8 protein-coding genes are annotated in these 16,165 nt (G+C 74.1%); 3 read left to right on the top strand and 5 right to left on the bottom strand.

Going from position 1 to position 16,165, the window contains the following annotated elements; all coding sequences use genetic code 11:
* Positions 1–127: 127 nt before the first annotated feature.
* Complete coding sequence (gene treZ / locus ACFQPS_RS10470; protein ID WP_377358757.1) at positions 128–5,734, top strand: malto-oligosyltrehalose trehalohydrolase; 5,607 nt, start codon at positions 128–130, stop codon at positions 5,732–5,734.
* Positions 5,735–5,802: 68 nt separating this feature from the next.
* On the opposite strand, the gene ACFQPS_RS10475 is transcribed toward treZ, so the two are convergent.
* Positions 5,803–6,246 carry a DUF1428 domain-containing protein gene (locus ACFQPS_RS10475; RefSeq protein ID WP_377358758.1) on the bottom strand — a complete coding sequence of 148 codons (444 nt, stop codon included), beginning with the start codon at positions 6,244–6,246 and terminating at the stop codon, positions 5,803–5,805.
* A gap of 210 nt (positions 6,247–6,456) precedes the next feature.
* Here ACFQPS_RS10475 and ACFQPS_RS10480 point away from each other — a divergent pair, with 210 nt between their 5' ends.
* Both ACFQPS_RS10480 and ACFQPS_RS10485 read left to right on the top strand, forming a co-directional pair.
* Entirely contained in the window at positions 6,457–6,960 is a 504-nt protein-coding gene (locus ACFQPS_RS10480) for a ferritin-like domain-containing protein (RefSeq protein WP_377358760.1), read from the top strand.
* Positions 6,961–7,060: 100 nt separating this feature from the next.
* On the top strand, positions 7,061–9,283 hold the full coding sequence (locus ACFQPS_RS10485; protein WP_377358762.1) for a helicase-related protein: 2,223 nt from the start codon (positions 7,061–7,063) through the stop codon (positions 9,281–9,283).
* A gap of 28 nt (positions 9,284–9,311) precedes the next feature.
* On the opposite strand, the gene ACFQPS_RS10490 is transcribed toward ACFQPS_RS10485, so the two are convergent.
* From ACFQPS_RS10490 to ACFQPS_RS10505, 4 genes are read right to left on the bottom strand one after another with little or no spacing between them, the layout of a single operon-like run.
* Complete coding sequence (locus tag ACFQPS_RS10490; protein ID WP_377358763.1) at positions 9,312–11,279, bottom strand: HWE histidine kinase domain-containing protein; 1,968 nt, start codon at positions 11,277–11,279, stop codon at positions 9,312–9,314.
* On the bottom strand, positions 11,276–12,352 hold the full coding sequence (locus ACFQPS_RS10495; protein ID WP_377358764.1) for a chemotaxis protein CheB: 1,077 nt from the start codon (positions 12,350–12,352) through the stop codon (positions 11,276–11,278). Before ACFQPS_RS10495 ends, ACFQPS_RS10490 begins: the two co-directional genes overlap by 4 nt.
* On the bottom strand, positions 12,349–14,541 hold the full coding sequence (locus ACFQPS_RS10500) for a hybrid sensor histidine kinase/response regulator (RefSeq protein WP_377358765.1): 2,193 nt from the start codon (positions 14,539–14,541) through the stop codon (positions 12,349–12,351). The genes ACFQPS_RS10495 and ACFQPS_RS10500 overlap by 4 nt, the downstream gene beginning before the upstream one ends.
* On the bottom strand, positions 14,538–16,157 hold the full coding sequence (locus tag ACFQPS_RS10505; RefSeq protein WP_377358766.1) for a methyl-accepting chemotaxis protein: 1,620 nt from the start codon (positions 16,155–16,157) through the stop codon (positions 14,538–14,540). The genes ACFQPS_RS10500 and ACFQPS_RS10505 overlap by 4 nt, the downstream gene beginning before the upstream one ends.
* Positions 16,158–16,165: the final 8 nt, after the last annotated feature.

Raw genomic sequence — 16,165 nt, forward strand, 5'->3', positions numbered from 1 at the left:
GCCGGTTACCCCTCCCGTTCCGGGAGCGTTCGCTCCTGCCGGCTGTTGCACCGGGCCCCGACCCGCACGTCCTTCCCCGCGCGTCCACCCCGGACGCCCGACCGGACGGCAAGCCAGCAGGTGAGCGATGCCCGCCCGGACCGCTCCGGATTCCCCCGATGCCGCCCGCCCGACCGGCGGCGCCCCCTTCCCCACCGAAGACCCGTCGCTGCTACGGCTGGCCGAGGCCATGCTGCCCGGCTTCCTGCTGCGGCAGCGCTGGTATCCGGCGAAGGATGCCGGCCAGCCGCGGGTGACGCTGCTGGCCCAGGTGCCGTTGCCCGGCCTGGAGCATCCGGCCGCCCTCGCCGTCTGGTCCGTCGAGCCGCCGGAGCGCCGGCCCCTGCGCTGCCTGGTGCCGCTGGCGATCCTGCCCGCGGACGGCGTGCCCGACGCGGCGGTGATCGCGCCCCTGCATCCGGCCGACGGCGGTCAGGTGCTGGCGGACGCGCTGCTGGCCGACGACACCGTGATCGCCTTCCTGGCGGGCCTGCTGCTGGACCCTGGCGCCGTGCCGCCGCCGGGCCTGAGCGCGGGCCGGACCGGGGCGGCGGCCGGCGGTCCCACGGCGCGGCCGGCGATCCGGCGCGGCTCGGTGGAGCAGTCCAACAGTTCCTTCCGGGTCGGGGAGCAGGGCATCCTGAAGCTGTTCCGCACCCTGGAACCCGGCACGCATCCCGAGCTTGAGATCGGCCGCTTCCTGACCGACCGGGCGCGCTTTCCGGCCATCCCGGCGCTGGCCGGGTGGCTGGAACTGGCCGTCGGTATCAGCGGGGCCGGTGCCAGCGGGGCCGGTGCGGGCGGGGAGCAGGCGACCCTCGGCGTGCTCCAGGCCTTCGTGCCCAACGAGGGCGACGGCTGGGGCTGGGTGCTGGCCCGGCTGGCCGACGGGCGGGAGCGGGAGACGCTGCCCTGGATCGCCGCCCTGGGCCGGCGGGTCGCGGGGCTGCACCGCGCCCTGGCCCTGGACACGGACGACGACGCCTTCCGCCCCGAACCCGTGGACGGCGAGGACCTGGACGGCTGGGTCGAATCCGCCAAGGCGATGGCGCGGCGGGCCCTGGACTCGCTGGACGGGGCGGTCGCCGTCCTGCCCGCCGCCGTCCGGCCGGTGGCGGAGGCGCTGCTGGCCCGCCGCGCCGAGCTGCCGGTGCTGTTGCAGGCGCTGCTGCCGGTCACCGCCGTCGCCCGGACACGCCACCATGGCGACCTGCATCTGGGGCAGGTGCTGGTGACGCCGGACGCGACGGACGCCGTGATCGTGGATTTCGAGGGCGAGCCGCTGCGGCCGCTGGCGGAGCGTCGGGCCCGCCACAGCCCGCTGCGCGACGTGGCGGGGATGCTGCGCTCCTTCTCCTACGCGGCGGCCTCCGCCGGGCGGCAGGGCGACCGGGCGCGGCAGGACGCCCTGACCCGCTGGGCCGGCGAGGCCACGGGAACCTTCCTGGATGCCTATCTGACGGCGGCCGAGGGCTGCCCGGGCTGCGCCGCCACGCCGGAGGAGACGGTCCGGCTGGTCCGCTTCTTCATGCTGGAGAAGGCGCTGTACGAGGTCGCCTACGAGTTGGCGAACCGGCCCGACTGGGTGGAAATCCCGCTGGCCGGCGTGCTCGCCATCCTGGATGACGGGGAAGCCGGCGTGCCCTCCCCCCGGACCGGAGCCGTCCGGCGGCACCGGATGCCGTTCGGGGCGGAGCTGCGCGAGGGGGGCGGGGTGCGCTTCCGCCTCTGGGCGCCGGCGCACGCGACGCTGCGCCTGGAGCTGGACGGCGCGGCGCTGTACATGACCCCGGCGGAGGGCGGCTGGCACGAGCTGGTGAGCGACCGCGCCGGTGCCGGCAGCCGCTACCGCTTCCTGCTGCCCGACGGCACGGCCGTGCCCGACCCGGCCTCCCGCCACCAGCCCGAGGACGTCCACGGCCCCAGCGAGGTGGTCGATCCGGCCGCCTACCGCTGGCAGGCCGCGGACTGGCGCGGCCGCCCGTGGGAGGAGGCCGTGCTCTACGAGCTGCACATCGGCGCCTTCACGCCGGAGGGGACCTTCCGCGCCGCCATCGGAAAGCTGGACCATCTGGTCGCGCTGGGCGTGACGGCGGTGCAGATCATGCCGGTGGCCGACTTTCCCGGCGGCCGCAACTGGGGCTACGACGGCGTGCTGCCCTTCGCCCCGGACGGCAGCTACGGCCGGCCGGAGGACCTGAAGGCCCTGGTGGACGCCGCCCATGCCCGCGGCCTTATGGTCATGCTGGACGTCGTCTACAATCATTTCGGGCCGGAGGGGAACTACCTGTCCCTCTACGCTCCCGGCTTCTTCACGGAGAAGCACCACACCCCCTGGGGGGCGGCCGTGAACTATGACGATACGGGCAGCCGCACCGTGCGCGACTTCGTCATCCACAACGCCCTCTACTGGATCGAGGAGTTCGACCTGGACGGGCTGCGGCTGGACGCGGTCCACGCCATCATCGACGAGACCGAACCCCACCTGCTGACGGAGCTGGCGCGGGAGGTGCGCCACCGCTTCCCGGACCGGCACGTCCACCTGGTCCTGGAGAACGAGGAGAACGAGGCGGCCCGGCTGGAACGCGCCCGCGACGGGGCCACGGCCCTGTTCACCGCGCAGTGGAACGACGACGTCCACCACGGGCTGCACGTCGCCGCCACGGGGGAGAGCGCCGGCTACTACGGGGAGTATGCCGGCGATCTGGACAAGCTGGGCCGCGCCCTGGCCGAAGGCTTCGCCTTCCAGGGAGAGATGATGGCCTACCGCGGCGCCCCCCGCGGCGAGCCGAGCGGCCACCTGCCGCCCACCGCCTTCGTCGCCTTCCTCCAGAACCACGACCAGATCGGCAACCGCGCCTTCGGCGACCGCATCACCGCGACCGCCCCGGCGGAGGCGGTGAGGGCCGTCGCCGGCCTCTACCTGCTGGCGCCGCAGGTCCCCATGCTGTTCATGGGCGAGGAATGGGCCTCCGCCCGCCCCTTCCCCTTCTTCTGCGACTTCGGCCCCGAGCTGGCGACCGCCGTGCGCGAGGGCCGGCGCAAGGAGTTCGCCCGCTTCCCCGAATTCCGCGACGAGGCCGCCCGCGCCCGCATCCCCGACCCCACGGCGGAGGCGACCTTCCGGTCGGCCAAGCTGGACTGGGAGGCGCTGGAGCGGGAACCGCACGCCGGCCGGCTGGACTGGTACCGGCGGATGCTGGCCCTGCGCCGGACGGAGATCATACCCCGCCTGCCCGGCATCGGCGCCGAGGCCGGACGCTACGAGCGGATCGGGGAGAGCGGGCTGGTGGTGCGCTGGCGCCTGGGCGGGGGGGAGACCCTGGCCGTCGCCGCCAACCTGTCCGCCGGGCCGGAGGACGGCTTCCCCGCCGCCGCGGGCCGGACCCTGCACCGGGAGGGCGGGGCCGGGGACGACGCGACCGGCGGCGGCCGCTACGGCCCCTGGGCCGTGCGCTGGTGGATCGAAGGGGAGCCGGACAGCGGCGGCAGGGAGCGGACGGCGACCGGGGCTGAGACGGGGACGGAGACCGGGGCCGAGAGCGGAGAGCCAGGCGGCACGGCGCTGGCACGGCTGGCCACGCGCTGCGGCATCGAGCCCGGCTTCGACAACGCCCATGGCGAGCGGGTGGAGACATCGCCCGCGACCCGCCGTCGCCTGCTGGCCGCCATGGGCATCGACGCCGCGGACGAGGCGGCGGCGGAACGGGCGCTGGACGCCCTGGACCGGGAGGAGTGGCAGCGCCCCCTGCCCCCCGTCACCGTCTGCCGGCGCGACGCCGGGCCGCCGTCGGTTCTGCTGACCCTGCCGGCCGGAACGGGCACCGTCGCCTGGCGGGTGGCGCTGGAGACGGGCGGCGAGCGGGGCGGCGAGGCCGATGCCGCCACCCTGGACCTGGAGGCGGCACGGGAGCTGGACGGCCGACGGCTGGAACGGCGCCGGCTGCCCCTGCCCGCCGATCTTCCGGACGGCTACCACCGGCTGCATGTCGCCGGGGCGGAGATGCCCCTGGTGCTGAGCCCCGGCCGCTGCTGGCTGCCGCCGGATATGGCGGACGGCCGGCGGCTCTGGGGTCTGGCGGCGCAGCTCTACACGCTGCGGTCCGACACGGACTGGGGCATCGGCGACTTCGGCGACCTGCGCACCCTGGTGGATCTGGCCGCGGCCCGCGGCGCCGCCGCGGTCGGGCTGAACCCGCTGCATGCCGCCTTCCCCGACGACCCGGAGCATGCCAGCCCCTATTCCCCGGCCAGCCGGCTGCTGCTGAACGTGCTGAACATCGACGTCACGGCGGTGCCGGAGTTCACCGCCTGCCCCGAGGCCGTGGCGCTGGTCGCGTCGGCGGAGATGACGCGGCGGCTGGAGGAGAGCCGGCGGTCGCCGCTGGTGGACTACACGGCCGTGGCGGACCTGAAGATGCAGGTGCTGGCCCTGCTGTTCGAGACCTGCCGCGACGCCGCGGACCGCGGCCGGGCCGATGCCTTCGCCACCTACCGGCGGGAGGCCGGGCCAGCGCTGGAGGCGGGCTGCCTGTTCCTGGTGCTGCGCGGGCATTTCGCCGAGCGCGGCCAGCCCGACTGGCACGGCTGGCCGGAGGAGTACCGCAGCCCGGCCTCCCCTGCCGTGCTGCGCTTCGCGGCGGAGCACCGGCACGGGCTGGACTTCATGGCCTGGCTGCAATGGGTGGCGGACGACCAGCTTGCTGCCGCGGCGTCGCGGGCGCGGGAGGCCGGCATGGCGATCGGGCTCTACCGCGATCTGGCGGTGGGAGCGGACCGCTCCGGGGCCGAGACCTGGATCAACCCGCAGGCCGTCGTCTCCGCCGCCCATGTCGGCGCCCCGCCGGACATCTTCAATCCGGCCGGGCAGGACTGGGGCCTGCCGCCCCTCGATCCGCACGCCCTGCGGCAGGAGGGCTATCGCAGCTTCATCGACCTGCTGCGGGCGAACATGCGCCATGCCGGCGGCCTGCGCATCGACCATGCCATGGCATTGCAGCACCTCTACTGGATTCCCGAGGGCGGTTCCCCGGCCGACGGGGCCTATGTCGCCTACCCGCTGGAGGACATGCTGGGCATCCTGGCGCTGGAGAGCGCCCGCCACCGCTGTCTGGTGGTGGGGGAAGACCTGGGCACGGTGCCGGAGGGCTTCCGCGAGCGGATGGCGGCGGCGGCCGTGCTGTCCTACCGGGTGCTGTTCTTCGAGCAGGAGTCCGGGACCGGCGCCTATGCCGCGCCGGCCGACTATCCGCCGCTGGCGCTGGCGGTGATCGGCAGCCACGACCTGCCGACCCTGCGCGGCTGGTGGGAGGGCAGCGACATCGTCCTGAAGGAGCGGCTGGGCCTCTTTCCCGGCGCGGGCGAGGCGGAGAAGCAGCGGACCCGCCGCGAGCGCGACCGGGGCTGCCTGCTGGAGGCGCTGAAGCGGGAGGGGCTGGTGCCGGCGGCGGTCACCGTCGGGACCCTGCCGATGGAGACCCTGCACGCCGCCGCGCACGCCTTCCTGGCCCGCAGCCGCGCCGCCCTGGCCATGGTGCAGCTCGACGACCTGACGGGGGAGACGGAGCCGGTGAACGTGCCGGGCACCGCGGCCGAACACCCGAACTGGCGGCGCAAGCTGTCCCTGGGCCTGGAGGCGCTGTCGCAGGACGCCCGGTTCCAGGCGGTGGCGGAGATCATGGCGGCCGGACGCTGACCGGCACGACCTGCCGGCGCCCCCGGGGATTCAGCCCCCGGAGACGCCGGCGCCTGCCCCGGATGCCCTCAGACCTGAACGAACGTCCGGAAGCCGCCATGGATCATGCGTTTGCCGTCGAACGGCATGTCGTCCACGCTGCCCTTCAGGCGCGGGTCCTGCATCACCTTGGCGTTGATGGCATCCCGCTGCTCCCGGGAGGCATAGACGATCCAGGAGAAGACGACGACCTCGTCCTCCGTCGCCTGGACGGCGCGGGGGAAGGAGGTCAGGGTGCCGTAGGGCACGTCGTCGCCGATGCATTCGGCATAGGCGAGGGCGCCGTGCTCCTTCCAGACCTCCGCCGCCGTGCGGGCCAATGCCGTGTAGGCGTCCAGCTTCGCCCTGGGCACCGCCAGCACGAAGCCGTCCACATAGGTGCCGTCCGTGGGGGTGCCGTCCGTGGGGGTGCCGTCCGTGGGGGTGCCGTCCGTGGGGGTGCCGTCCGTGGGGGTCCCGTCCATCCCAGCCATCTGTACCCTCCCTGTTCGCATGACACCGCGCCGGCACCCCGGCCGGGAGCCGGCCGGCGTTCCGTCCTCCCCTTATTCCCCCCCCATGCGCCCAGCGGCCCACGGCGGGCGCAGGGCCGAGGCCATCCTGCGTTGACAAAACGCAACGTGCTCCGGCCGGCGATCGGGTAGGGTGCCGGAGCCCCTGGAGGGCAAGCGGAGAAACCACCGATGACCTGCCGCCGCGACATGGAGCCCTGTGGCTGCTCCACACCGGAAGGGCATGGGCGCTGCCTGACCGACGCCGCCCGGACGGCGCTGCTGGCGGCGCTGGACATGGAGTACCGGGCCGCCGCCGTCTACGAGGCCGTGCTGCGCCGGTTCGGACCGATGCCGCCCTTCACCCATGTGCTGCGCTCCGAACAGCGCCACGCCGCCGTCCTGGGCGCCCTGCTGGAGGGGCACGGGGTGGCCGCCCCGCCCTCGCCCTACGACCCGGCCGACATGGCGCTGCCCGCCAGCCTGTGGGAAGCGTGCGAGGCCGCCGCCGCCGGCAAGGAGGCCAGCGCCGCGCGCTACGACCGCGACCTGCTGCCCGCCGCCGAGGGGCACGAGGACGTGCGGACCGTCTTCCTGCGCCTGCGCGATGCCGCCCTGCACTGTCAGCTTCCGGCCTTCCGCCACTGGATCGACCTGCACGGGCGCGGGGAGCCGGCCACCGGCGACGCCGCCTGAGCGCAACGCAGTCTCCCGTCCCGCCCCATTGATTTCCCGCCACCGCCGCCGCAGATAGCGACCGACCGCATCGTGCGGCAGGGGGGCGAAGAGAGGGACCATGGCCGACGGGGACATCCAGCAGACGGCACCCGCCGGCGACGATCCGGATCTGGTCTACGCCATCGCCCGCATCCACCCCGAGGTCGTGCCGCTGCACCGGCTGGGCCTGGACCGGATGGAGCAGGCGGGCATGCTGGGCATGGTGCCGCTGGGCCTGCCGCTGCCCAAGGGCCGCCGCGATCTGGTGGTGGCGGAGGAGCGGCGCGAGGCCGTGCTGCTGGAGATCGCCGGCAAGATCGCCCGCGCGCAGCGCCGGGCCGAGGTGCTGGAGCGCGGCCGCCGCGCGCTGGAGGGCACCGACGCCACCCTGGCCGTGGCCGAGGCGCGCGACCGCATCCGGATCCGCCTTGCCGACGCCGTCCACTGGACCGGCATGCCCGGCCCGATCCGGCTGGAGGTGTCCCGCGCCGTGGACGTGGACGAGCTGTCCGGCCTGGACGAGGCCGAGCTGCGCAGCCGCCTGCCGGCCGATCCCGAGCTGCGCCAGCGCCTGGACCGGGCCATGGCCGACGTGGCCCAGCGCCTCTGGGCCTTGCAGGAACTGGCGGGGGAGCCGGAGGACAGCTGGACCTTCGAGCATCTGGCGCAGCGCCTCTACAGGGTCTGCCGCACCAACCACCAGCCCAACGACATCCTGCGCCGCTGGACCGAGATCGAGGAGACCTGGCGGCACGAGCGCGCCGTCGCCCGCGGCCGCGACTACGTCAACACCGAGTTCGACTTCGCCCGCTTCGAGCGGCTCTTCCCCCTGGCCCGCGCCCTGGGGCGCAGGCTGGTGCTTGTGATTGGCCCGACCAATTCGGGCAAGACCCACCGCGCCATGCAGGCGCTGCGGCAGGCGCCGACGGGGGTCTATCTGGCGCCGCTGCGCCTGCTGGCGCTGGAGGTGATGGACCGGCTGAACCGGGAGGGCACGCCCACCACGCTGCTGACCGGGGAGGAGGAGATCCGCGTGCCGGACGCGCGCCACCTCTCCTCCACCATCGAGATGCTGGACCCGGAGGCGACGGTGGACGTCGCCGTGATCGACGAGGTCCAGATGCTGGCCGACCGCGACCGCGGCTGGGCCTGGACGGCGGCGCTGATGGGGGTGCCGGCGAAGACCGTCTACCTGCTGGGCGCGCCGGAGGTGCGGCCCCTGGTCGAACGGGCCGCGGCCCATCTGGGCGAACCGCTGGAGGTGGTCGAGCTGGAGCGCAAGCAGCCGCTGCACATGATCGAGGAGCGGCTGGAATGGTCCGACGTGGGCCGCGGCGACGCCCTGATCGCCTTCTCGCGCCGCGAGGTGCATGCCGTGCGCGACACGGTGCAGGCGCGCGGGCTGACGGCGGCGGTGATCTACGGGGCGCTGGCCCCGGACGTGCGCCGGCGCGAGGCGGAGCGGTTCAATACCGGCGAGGCCGACGTGGTGATCGCCACCGACGCCATCGGCATGGGTCTGAACCTGCCGGTGCGGCGGGTGCTGTTCACCACGCTGGAGAAGTTCGACGGGGTAGAGATGCGGTCGCTGCACCCGGCGGAGGTCAAGCAGATCGCCGGCCGCGCCGGCCGCTTCGGACATTTCGAGGCGGGCGAGTTCGGCGTCGTCGGGCGCGGCACGCCGCAGGCGCTGCGCATGATCGTCACCCGGCAGGACACCAGCTTCGGCCCGAAGACGGCGCTGACGGTGCGGCCCACCCGCGCCATGGTGGCGCGGCTGGCCGGCCGCGTCGGCAGCCACAGCCTGTCGCTGCTGATCGACTGCTTCGCCGCGGCGCGCACGTCAGGCTCCCCCTTCCGGGTCGCCGACCTGGAGCCGCTGCGCAAGCTGGCCGCCGTGCTGGACGAGAAGGAGATCGGCTTCGAGAACAAGCTGAGCCTGCTGTTCGTGCCGGCCGACCTGGACAAGGACGTGGATGCCCGCTTCTTCCACCGCATCTGCCGGGCGGTGGAGACGGGCGAGGCGGTGCCCGTCGGGCTGGTCGTGCCGGCCCGCGTCGGCACGCTGGACGACATGTCGCTGGAGGAGCTGTCGCGCACCTGCGACCTCTACTACTGGGCCTCGCGCAAGTTCCCCGCGCAGTTCCCTGACCGCACCACGGTGCAGGAGCGCCGGGCCGAGGTCAGCCGCCGGCTGTCGGAGATCCTGGCCGCCGCGGCACGCACCCGCGGCCGGACGCCGAAACCGAAGCAGGGCTTCCGCGGCGCTCCGCGCAAGCGCTACGGCCCGCGCCGGGGATAGGACGCCCGCGTCCCTCAGCCCGTGGCCCTCAGCCTGTTGAGGCCCCGGCGGCGGGCAGCGCCTCCGCCGGGGCCGGCTGGATCTCCTCCGACAGCGGCAGTTCCAGCCGGCACAGCAGCCCGTCCGCCTGGAAGTCGAGCATGGAGCGCCCGGCCAGCTCGTAGGCCACGCTCTGCCGGATCAGGATGGAGCCGAAGCCGTTCTGCGGCGGCGCCTGGATGGGCGGTCCGCCATGCTCCTTCCAGGTGATCTGGAGCCGGTCGCCGCCCTCGCCGCGGCGGATCGCCCAGCCGATCTCGACATAGCCACCGCGCAGGAAGGCGCCGTACTTGGCGGCGTTCGTCGCCAGCTCGTGGAACACCAGCGCCAGCGCCAGCGCCGCCTTCGGCCGCAGGATCACCGGCGGCCCCGACAGGCGCACATCCGTCCCGCCCGGCCCGGCATAGGGCCGCACCTCGTGCGACACCACCTCGGACAGCCGCACCCATTCCCAGTGGTGCTCGGCCAGCAGATTGTGCGTGGCCGACAGCGCCCGCAGCCGGCCCTCGAAGGTCGGCCAGAAACTGTCCAGCTCGGCATGGCGGCGGCGCGTCTGGGCACCGATGGAGATGACCGTCGCCAGCGTGTTCTTCACCCGGTGGCTCAGTTCCGCCATCAGCAACGCCTGACGCTCCTCCGCCTGCCGGCGCTCGGTGACGTCCACGATCTCCAGCACCATGCCGGTCGGGCCGGATTCGCCGGACAGCAGCGCCACGGAATAGACGACGGGGACACAGCCCCCGTCCGGCCGCTCCAGCATGGCCGCCGCCTCGCGCACGGGCTTCGGCAGGGTCCGGCCGGGCTGGAGCGGGATGCCCAGGCGGCGGACCAGGGCGCCGTCGCGCAGGTCGGGCTCCGACAGCCCCAGGAGCGCCCGGGCCGGCGGGTTGAGGAAGGTCACGCTGCCCGCGGCATCCGTCATGATCAGGGCGGAGGTGACGTTGTCCGTGATGGTGCGGGTGACCAGCGCCTGCTCGGCCAGACGCCGGTTCGCCTCGGCCAGACGGCTGTTGGCGCGCTGGATCTCGTCGGCCAGGGCGGCCCGCGCCTCGGCCGCGTTGCGCTCGGCCTCCAGCCGCAGGGTCAGGCTCTCCCGCCGGCGGAAATCCTCCAGCAGGCGCCGGTTCTGCTCCTGGAGGAAGCGCCGGCGCAGGATCGCCCGCAGCCGGGCGCGCAGCGGCGCCAGCGGCCGGTCCAGGTGGAACACGTCGTCCACACCCGCTTCCAGCAGGCCCTGCACCGCGTCCAGCGGGTCGGGCTCGTCCAGCCCCCCAGGACCGCCGGGGCGCAGCAGGATGAGCGCCGGCGCGTCCGCCGCTCCCGGCGGCGGGATCTGCTGCACGGCCCGGCAGAGATCGATCCCCACCCCGTCCGGCAGCGTCTCGGCCACGAAGGCGCAGTCATAGGCGCGGCACCGCAACGCCTCCAGCGCATCGGCCGCGGTGGCGCGATGATCGACGATGCAGCCCTCCTCCCGGAGCTGCGTGTCCAGCGCCCGGAACCGCTCGTCGGGCGCCCCCGCCACGAGCGCCACCGGACGGCGGAACTGCGGATGCGGCAGCACGTCCGGGTCGCCGTCCAGGCGCGCATGACGCAGCAGGTTGCGCACGCGCAGCAGCAGCACGCCGCTGTCGGCCGACTTCGGCAGGAAGTCGTCGGCGCCGCTGTCCAGCCCCTCGCGCTGGCGCCCCGGCGTCTCGTCCGCCGTCAGGATCAGGATCGGCATGGAGAAGGTGGCGACATGCAGGCGGAGCTGACGGCACAGATCCGCCCCCTGCAATCCCGGCAGGTGGTGGTCCACGATCAGCAGGTGCGGCAGACGCCGGTTCAGCACCTCCAGCGCCTCCTCGGCGCTGGCGACATGCTCCACCTCGTAGCCCTGGCGCTGCAAGGTATCCTGCAAGCGCAGGGCCTGGGTGGGCGAATCCTCGACCAGCAGGATGCGCAGCGCCGTCATGCTCCCGTCCTCCCCGTCCGCGCCAGCAGAGTCAGGATGTGGGGGGCGATGGCCGGCAGCGGCAGCAGCGCCTTCACCGCGCCCAGGTCCACGGCCGCCGCCGGCATGCCGTAGACGACGGCGGTGGCGGCATCCTCGGCGATCGTGTAGCCGCCGGCGCGGCTCAGTTCGCGCAGTCCCTCCGCCCCGTCGCTGCCCATCCCGGTCAGTACCGCCCCGATGCCCCGGCGTCCCGCCGCGGCGGCGACCGACCGCAGCAGCTCGGTGCCGGAGGGGCGCTGCCCGGCCACCGGATCGGCTCCCGACAGTTCCAGCCGGCCGCCCTTCAGCAGCAGGTGGCGGTCGGGGGGCGGCAGGTGGACGGTGCCGGGGGCCGGCTCCTCGCCGCCCGCGGCGATCCGGACGGCGAAGGGCGACTGGCTGCGCAGCCAGTCGGCGAAGCCGGCGACGAAGCCGGGGCCGATATGCTGTACCGCCAGCACCGGCAGCGGAAAGCCGGCCCCCAGCCCGGTCAGGAGCTGCACCAGCGCCGCCGGCCCGCCAGTGGAAGCGACGACGGCCAGGACCGCGAAGCCGTCCGGCCGCGCCACCGGCTCCGCCGGGCCGGCCGGCGGCGGCAGATCGGTCCGCACCGTCGGCCGGGCGGGCCAGGCGATCTGGCGCACCACCTTCACCTTGCTCATCAGGACAAGCTGTTCGCAGAGCCGGCTGGCCACCGCGGCATAGGCCGCATGGCCCAGCCCCACCGGCTTCTCCATCACCGACAGGGCGCCGGCGCGCAGCGCGTTCATGGCGAGGCGCCCGTCCTCGGCATTCACGTCGGCGGCGACGACGACGATCGGGGTCGGCCGCCGCCGCATCACCTCCAGCGTGGCGTCCAGGCCGTTCATCCCGGGCAGGCGGATGTCGAGGGAGATGACGTCCGGGTCCGTCTCCTCCAGCACCTCCAGCATCTGCTCCGCGGAGCGGACGGACCCGACGAGGTCGAGCCGCGGGTCCGCCGTCACGATGCTTTCCAGCACCAGACGGACCGTCGGCGAATCCTCGACGATCAGTACCCGTGTCTTCTTCATAGCAATTGCCGAATGGTCTCCAGCAGCTCTTCCTGGCTGAACTCGCGCTTCACGATGTAGGCGTCGGCCCCCAGCGCCAGACCGCGGGCGCGGTCCTCACGCTTTTCCAGGGAGGTAACGAGGATGACGGGGGTCCGGCCCAGGGCCGGGTCGTCCCGGATCGCACCCAGCAGGCCGAAACCGTCGAGCTGCGGCATCTGGATGTCGGTGACGACCAGATCAACCGGGTCCGAGCGCAGCCGTTTCAGGGCCTGCGCCCCGTCCACCGCCACCCGCACCTCATAGCCGTAGGCTTCCAGGATGCTCTTCTGGAGCGTGCGGGTGGTCAGGCTGTCGTCCACCACCAGGATGACGGGGGTGCGCTTCTCCGCCGGCCGGTCGATCACGGTCAGGGCCATGCGCCGGCGGGCGGTGCCGAACAGGCCGAACGGGTTCAGCACCAGCGCGACGGAGCCGTCCTCCAGCACGACACCGCCGGAGACGGTGCCCCCGGGCGGCAGCGGCGCGCCGAGATCCTTCACCAGCCCCTGCCGCAGCCCGATGAACTCGTCGCAGGCCAGCGCCAGCCGCTGGCCCTGCCGCTTCAGCACCAGCACGGGCACGGTCGCCTGGGCCGGCCGCAGCTCCGGCGGCCCCAGCCCGGCACGGGCGAGCAGGCCGCCGAGCGGCAGCACCTCGCCGTCGCTGCGGACCACCGGCTGGCCCCCGGCGGTGCCCAGGTCGCCCCGGCGGACCCGGCGCAGCCCGTCGATGCAGTCGGCCGGCAGCCCGAAGACGTGCCCCCCGGCCCGCACCATCATCAGCTCCTGCGCCATGGCGGCGACCGGCACGACCAGCCGGAATTCCGCCCCGCCGCCGGGCCGGTTGCCGGCCCAGGCATGCCCGCCCAGCCGCAGCGCCGCCTGCCGCACGATGGACAGGCCCATGCCACGGCCGGACAGGGTTGTCACCGTCTCGCGCGTCGTGAAGCCGGGGGTGAACAGCAGCTCCAGCACCTCCTCCTCCGGCACGGCCTCCGCCCCCTCGCCCAGCAGGCGCAGCCGCTGCCCGGTGTCCCGCACCCGGCCCACGTCGATGCCGCGGCCGTCGTCGGCGACGCTGATGACGAGCTGCCCTTCCCCCACCGCGAAGGAAAGCTGCACCGTTCCCATGGCCGGCTTGCCGCGCGCCAGCCGCTCCTCCGCCGGTTCCAGCCCGTGGCTGACGGCGTTGCGCAGGAGCTGGAGCACCGGGTCGCGCAGCCGTTGCAGCACCAGCCGGTCGGCCATCGCCTCCAGCCCGGCGACCCGGACCTCGACCGCCAGCCCCTGCTGCGCGGCAAGGTCGCGCACCATGCCGCGGGCCGTGCCGAAGACGCTGTCCACCGGAACCAGCCGGGCGCGCCGCAGCTCCTCCTGGAAGTCCTCGCCGAGCTGGAGCGCGGACCGGCGGGCCTGCATCTCCAGTCCGCGGGCGCTGCCGGCCAGCCGTGCGGCCTGACGCAGGTCGCCCTCGAACGCCTCGACCAGGGCGGCCAGACCGCCCGTCTCCAGCCCGCCCGGCAGGGCCACCCGCAGCGCCTGCCGCAGCCGCAGCCAGCCGGTCTGCACCCGGTCGAGCTGTCCGTCCACCTCGCCCAGCAACCCGCCCAGCCGGGCCTGCCGGTGCTGTTCGGAGACCAGCTCACTGCCCGCCTGCAACAGCCGGTCGAGCCGTGCCGCCTCGATCCGCATCAGCTCGGCACCGGGGCGCGGCGGCGGGGCGGACTCGGCCGCCGCCCGGACCGCCACGCTGTCCGCGGCCACGCCGTCACCGCCGTCGGGCCGCGGATCTGCTGGATCGACCGGCGGCACCGCGCGCGCGGACGCCGGGCCGCCGCCCGGACCGCTCCCCAGGCCGGCAACCTGGTCCTCCACCGCGTCCAGCAGGGCGCGGACGCCGGCGATGGCCGTACCGTCCAGGGCCTCCTGCCCGGCGCGGACGCGGTCGAACACCGTCTCCAGCCGGTGCGCCTGCCCCTCCACCTCCGGCAGATCGACGGCGCGGGCGGCCCCCTTCAGGCTGTGGGCCAGACGGCAGACCTCCTCCAGCGCCGCGGGCGTGGGGGGCTCCCCCGCCTCGGCGGCGTCGAGCAGGCTGCGGATTCCCTCCAGATACTCGCGGGACTCCTGTCGGAACGCCTGTTGCAGTCTTTCCTGCAAGTCGCTCACAGCCGGTACTTCTCCATCAGCCGCGTCAGGGTGCCGCCCAGCTGGCTCAGGCTCTCGGCCGCCTTGGCGAGCTGGTCGGTGCCGCTGGCCGCCTGCACGCTGGCCTGACGGATCTGTTGCAGGCCCTGGGCGATCTGCTCCAGACCGATCTGCTGCTGCCCGGTGGCGCCGACGACCTGCTGGAAGGAGCCGCTGGTCTCCTGCACGCCGCCGGCCATCTGGCGGATGACCGTCTCGGCCGCCAGCGCCTTGTCGCGGCCGACGCCGGCCCGTTTCAGCGCCTCCTCCGTCAGCAGCACGGAGGTGCTGATGTTGCGCTGGGTCTGCTCCAGGATGCCGCGGACCTGCCGCGTCGCCTCCTTCGCCTGATCGGCCAGGGCCTTGATCTCGTTGGCGACGACGGCGAAGCGCCGGCCCTGCTCGCCGGCGCCGGCCGCCTCGATGGCGGCGTTCAGCGCGACCAGGTTGGACTGTTCGGAGATCTCGTTGACGGTGGAGATGATCTCCCCGATGGCCTGGGTGCGTTCGCTCAGCGCCACGATGGTCTCGGCCACGCTCTCGGTCTGGCTGCGGATCGCCTCCATGGCGGCGGCGGCCTCCTGCACGGCCTGGAGCCCGTGCTGGCCGGTGCCGGCGATGCTGTCGGCGTTGCCGCCGACCTCGCGCGCCATCTCCGCCACCTGCTGGGCGGACTGGCCGATCTCCTCCACCGTGGTGGTGATCTCCTGCACGGCCGCCGCCTGCTCGCGGGTGCTGGATGCCTGCTGCTGGATCGAGGCCAGGATCTCCTGCACCGAGGTGGCGAGATGCCCGGCCGTGCCGCGCGTTTCGGCCGTGATGGCGCGCAGTCCCTCCAGCATGTCGTTGAAGGCCGCCATCAGGCGCCCGACCTCGTCGCCCGAGCGGACCGGCAGCGGCTGCTGACGCAGATCGCCGTCGGCGATGGCACGGGCCAGCCGCACGCAGTCCTGCAAGGGTTGGACGATGCTGCGGGAGATCAGCAGCACGCCCGCGGCCCCCAGCAGCACGGCGATGATGCCCAGGGCCACCATCATGCCGAGCATGGCCTGGGACTCCTCCTGCGCGTTGCGCACGAACAGCCGGGTCGCCTCATCCGCCCGGGCGGTCACGCCCTTGCGGAGCTGGACCATCTCCTCGATCACGGCGGGATCGGCCCGGGCCTCGGGCGGCAGGGCCAGGAAGCGGTTCAGGCCGGCTTCCAGGCGGGCCATCGCCTCCAGCTGTTCGCGCAGCAGGCGCTCGATCTCCGCGGTGGGGGCGGCGGGCAGCAGAACCTGCCGGTAGCCGTCCAGATCGGTGACGACGCTGCCGCCGGTGAGCATGGAGGCGACATTGGCATCGAAGATGCGCTTCACCGACTGGAAGTCGGCCGGCACGCCCTGCGCCGTCTGCATGACGTCGATGTAGTAGCGCGCGACCAGGAAGCGCTGCCGCCCCATGGCGTCGGAATGCGCCGCCATCGTCTCCTGCGTGCGCAGGGCGCTGACGGTGCCCGCCAGCAGGACGGCGATGGAAACGGCGAACAGGACGGTGATCAGCATCAGCTTGCCGCCGACGGTGACGCGACGCCAGAACTGGGGGGAGGCCGGCTGCATGGGCGGTG

Origin of the sequence: Rhodocista pekingensis (assembly GCF_042665545.1) — a bacterium.
In the GTDB taxonomy this organism is placed as follows: domain Bacteria; phylum Pseudomonadota; class Alphaproteobacteria; order Azospirillales; family Azospirillaceae; genus Rhodocista; species Rhodocista pekingensis.